The sequence below is a fragment of the Desulfocurvus sp. genome (assembly GCF_023230885.1).
Taxonomy (GTDB): Bacteria; Desulfobacterota; Desulfovibrionia; order Desulfovibrionales; family Desulfovibrionaceae; genus Desulfocurvus.
In genome coordinates this window covers 1-2,918 of the sequence record NZ_JALNWM010000284.1, presented here as the reverse complement: position 1 = coordinate 2,918, position 2,918 = coordinate 1, and the positions used below count along the sequence as shown (strand labels likewise).

At 71.2% G+C, this 2,918-nt stretch carries 5 protein-coding genes; 2 read left to right on the top strand and 3 right to left on the bottom strand.

Going from position 1 to position 2,918, the window contains the following annotated elements; genetic code table 11:
• Positions 1–38: 38 nt before the first annotated feature.
• Positions 39–419 carry a glycine cleavage system protein GcvH gene (gene gcvH / locus M0P34_RS14705; RefSeq protein ID WP_291500462.1) on the bottom strand — a complete coding sequence of 127 codons (381 nt, stop codon included), beginning with the start codon at positions 417–419 and terminating at the stop codon, positions 39–41.
• Between the two features lie 188 nt (positions 420–607).
• On the bottom strand, positions 608–1,018 hold the full coding sequence (locus M0P34_RS14700; protein ID WP_291500460.1) for a response regulator: 411 nt from the start codon (positions 1,016–1,018) through the stop codon (positions 608–610).
• Positions 1,019–1,190: 172 nt separating this feature from the next.
• Between M0P34_RS14700 and M0P34_RS14695 the strand changes: the two genes are divergently transcribed.
• Positions 1,191–1,529, top strand: a complete 339-nt coding sequence (locus tag M0P34_RS14695) for a hypothetical protein (RefSeq protein WP_291500458.1) — start codon at positions 1,191–1,193, stop codon at positions 1,527–1,529.
• 8 nt (positions 1,530–1,537) lie between these two features.
• Positions 1,538–2,383: an HD domain-containing protein gene (locus M0P34_RS14690; protein ID WP_291500456.1), complete on the top strand. Its 846-nt coding sequence runs from the start codon at positions 1,538–1,540 to the stop codon at positions 2,381–2,383.
• 83 nt (positions 2,384–2,466) lie between these two features.
• Here the strand turns inward: M0P34_RS14690 and M0P34_RS14685 are convergent.
• On the bottom strand, positions 2,467–2,918 hold a 452-nt coding region (locus M0P34_RS14685), incomplete at its 5' end, for a PilZ domain-containing protein (RefSeq protein WP_291500454.1).

Genomic DNA, 2,918 nt, shown 5'->3' with positions numbered 1-2,918 from the left:
TGGGGAACGTAGGGCATGGGGCCTTGCTCCTGAATGGGTTAGTGGGCGTCCTGGGCCACCAGCTCTTCGTACTCGTCGGCGGAAAGCAGGTCTTCGGGGTCGGCGGCGATCTTGAACTTCACCAGCCAGCCTTCGCCGTAGGGGTCCTGGTTGACGATCTCGGGGGCGTCGGCCAGGGCGGCGTTGACCTCGATGATCTCGCCGGACACGGGGGCGTAGATCTCGCTTGCGGCCTTGACGGATTCCACGCTGCCCATCTCGCTGCCGGCCTCGAAGGTGTCGCCGACCTCGGGCAGCTCGACGTAGGTCAGGTCGCCGAGCTGCTCCTGGGCGAACTGGGTGATGCCGACGGTGGCCACGTCGCCCTCGACGAGCGCCCATTCATGGGACTTGGCGTACAGCAGATCCTTGGGAATCACGGCGTCCTCCTTGCGCCCCGCGCGGCGGGGTCGGGTGGGGTTGGGGCTGTCGCGGGCGGGCGGCGTGCCGCGGCCCGCATCCCGACGCAAAAGGCCGCACTTATACCTTTCGGCCTCCGGGAGCAAGCACGGACGAACCCCCCGGGGCGGCGCCGGGCGGACGCCGGAAGATGACGGCGCGCCAGGGGCTAGTCCGTCTCCTCCAGGGGCAGGCCCAGGTTGCGGATCTCGTTGAGCAGCGTCTTCTTGCGGATGGGCTTGACCAGGTACGAGGTGGCCTCGCCCAGGAAGAACGCGTCGTGCAGCTCCTTGGTGTCGTCCAGGGCCGAGATCATCACGGCCTTGACGCGCCCGTCCTCGGGCACGCCCATCTCGGCCTCGATCTCGCGGATTTCGCGCAGGGCCTGCTGGCCGTCCATGTTGGGCATGATGATGTCCAGGCAGACGAGGTCGTAGGGCTCCTGGTTCTTCAGGGAGCTGCGGAAGGCCTCCACGGCCTCCTCCCCGTCCACCGCCACATCGCAATATCCGAACGGATAAAGAATTTTCTGCATCAGGCGACGGCTGTCGAAGTCGTCATCGACGATGAGAAAACGCATTGCGCACCCCCGGGGAAAGGTTCTTCTGGATTGGCCTGGATTCAAGCCAAGGCATTAAATAATTCCGGGCGACTTGGCAACCGGCCCGGCGCTTGTGGGCCCCGGGGGAAAAGGGTAGGGTCTGCCCGGCGCGCGCCCTGCGCGCCCAAGCGTCAAAACACAGGGAGGGGCTGTGCCGAACAGTCTGTTTTCGTTGACTGTCCTTGCGCAGGCCGCCGGGCGCACCGGCTGGGAGGGCTGGCCCTTCGGCGGATCGGGCCCGGGCGGCGTGGTGCTGGCTTCGGCCGCGCGCATCGTGTTCATCCTGGCCGTCTTCGCCCTGCTGGCCTGGGCGCTGCGCAGGCTTTTCGGCCCCGGCGGCCCCCTGCGCCCCCGGGAGTTCGGCACCGGGCACATCGGGGAGCGCCGCCGCCGGGCGGCCGCCCGGCGCGAGCTCCACGCCAGCTGGCGGGCCGGGCGGATGACCGACGAGGACTACGCGGCCGCCCGCAAGGCCCTGGACGAGGACTGAGGCCCGCCGTGTCCGCTCCGGTTTCCCCCCCGGCCACCGCGCTGCCCCCGTTTCTGGCGCCGCACCTGGATGCCCTGCGCGCCTGCTGGCTCCTGCACCGCGAGCTGGCCCCGGACGAGGCTGACAACCTGCGCCTGAAATACGGGCACAGCCTGCGCGTCCTCCACGAGGCCGCGGCCCTTGTCGCCGCCCTGGACCCGGCCCCCGAGCCGGACCTGGCCCGGGCCATCCTGGTGGCCGCGCTGCTGCACGACGTGGGCCGCTTCCCGCAGCTTGTCCGCTACGGCACTTTCAGCGACCGCGCCTCGGAGAACCACGGCATCCTGGGTGCGCGGACCCTGGTGCGCCTGGGGCTGCCCCGGGGCCTTGCCCCGGGCCGCGCGCGGCTGGTGCGCGCCTGCGTGGCCATGCACAACCGCAAGGACCTGCCCCCGGGGCTGCCGCCGGACCTGGACCTGGCCCTGCGCGTGGTGCGCGACGCCGACAAGCTGGACATCCTGCCCGTGGTCATGGAGCACCTGCGCCCCGGGGCGGACAACGACGTGGTCACCCTGGGCCTGTCGCGCGATCCGCTGGCCTGGACCCCGGCCCTGCTGGAGAGCCTTTTGGCCCGCCGCCCGGGCATCTACGAGGATATGCGCAGCGTCAACGACTTCCGCCTGCTGCTGCTGTCGTGGGCTTATGGCATGAATTTCGAGCTGTCGCGGCGGGCGCTGCTGGAGCGCGGGCTGCTGCGCGAGCTGGTGGCGGGGCTGCCCGATGTCGCGCCCATGCGCGGGCTCTACGAGCGCCTGCGGGCCGACCTGGAGCGCCGCGCCGAAGCTCCGGGCGCCTCGGGCCGCGCCCCTGGGTAGCGCCCGGGGCCAGGCGGGCGGAATCCCCGGGCCCCGGCGCGTCGCATCCGGCGCGGGCGCGGGCGCAGCGTGCGCCCGCGGCGCTAGAGCAGGCCGGACACCGTGCGCAGGTAGCCCTCGATGCTGCGGCCCACGTCCTCGGGCACGGCGGTGAAGGCCAGGCCCAGGGTCGCGCGGCTTCCGGCGGCCTGGACCGCGCGCACCTGGCAGCCCAGGGGCCGCCCGTCCACGGCGTCGAAGATGGCGCATTCCAGCTCCACCCCGTCGCCCACATCCAGGGCCGCCAGGGCCTCGGAGGCGTCGCAGGCCAGGCGGCAGCCGTTGCGGCTGATGTCCAGCAGCATGGCCTGGGCGCGCAGTTTCCCGGCCTGGACGTACACCGGGAACAGGCATTCGACGCGGGTTTCCTTGCGCAGGTTGTGCGACTCGATGTGCGCGGGGAAATCGGCGAACAGCAGCGGATAGGGCCGCAGGATGTAGCTCTGCACGCGCGAGGAAAAACCCCAGATGTTGCCGCCGTGCAGGTAGCGGACCG

Bases quoted from the DNA above. Each gene is read 5' to 3' on its own strand.
- M0P34_RS14700 (WP_291500460.1), bottom strand. From the start codon at position 1,018: ATGCGTTTTCTCATCGTCGATGACGACTTCGACAGCCGTCGCCTGATG.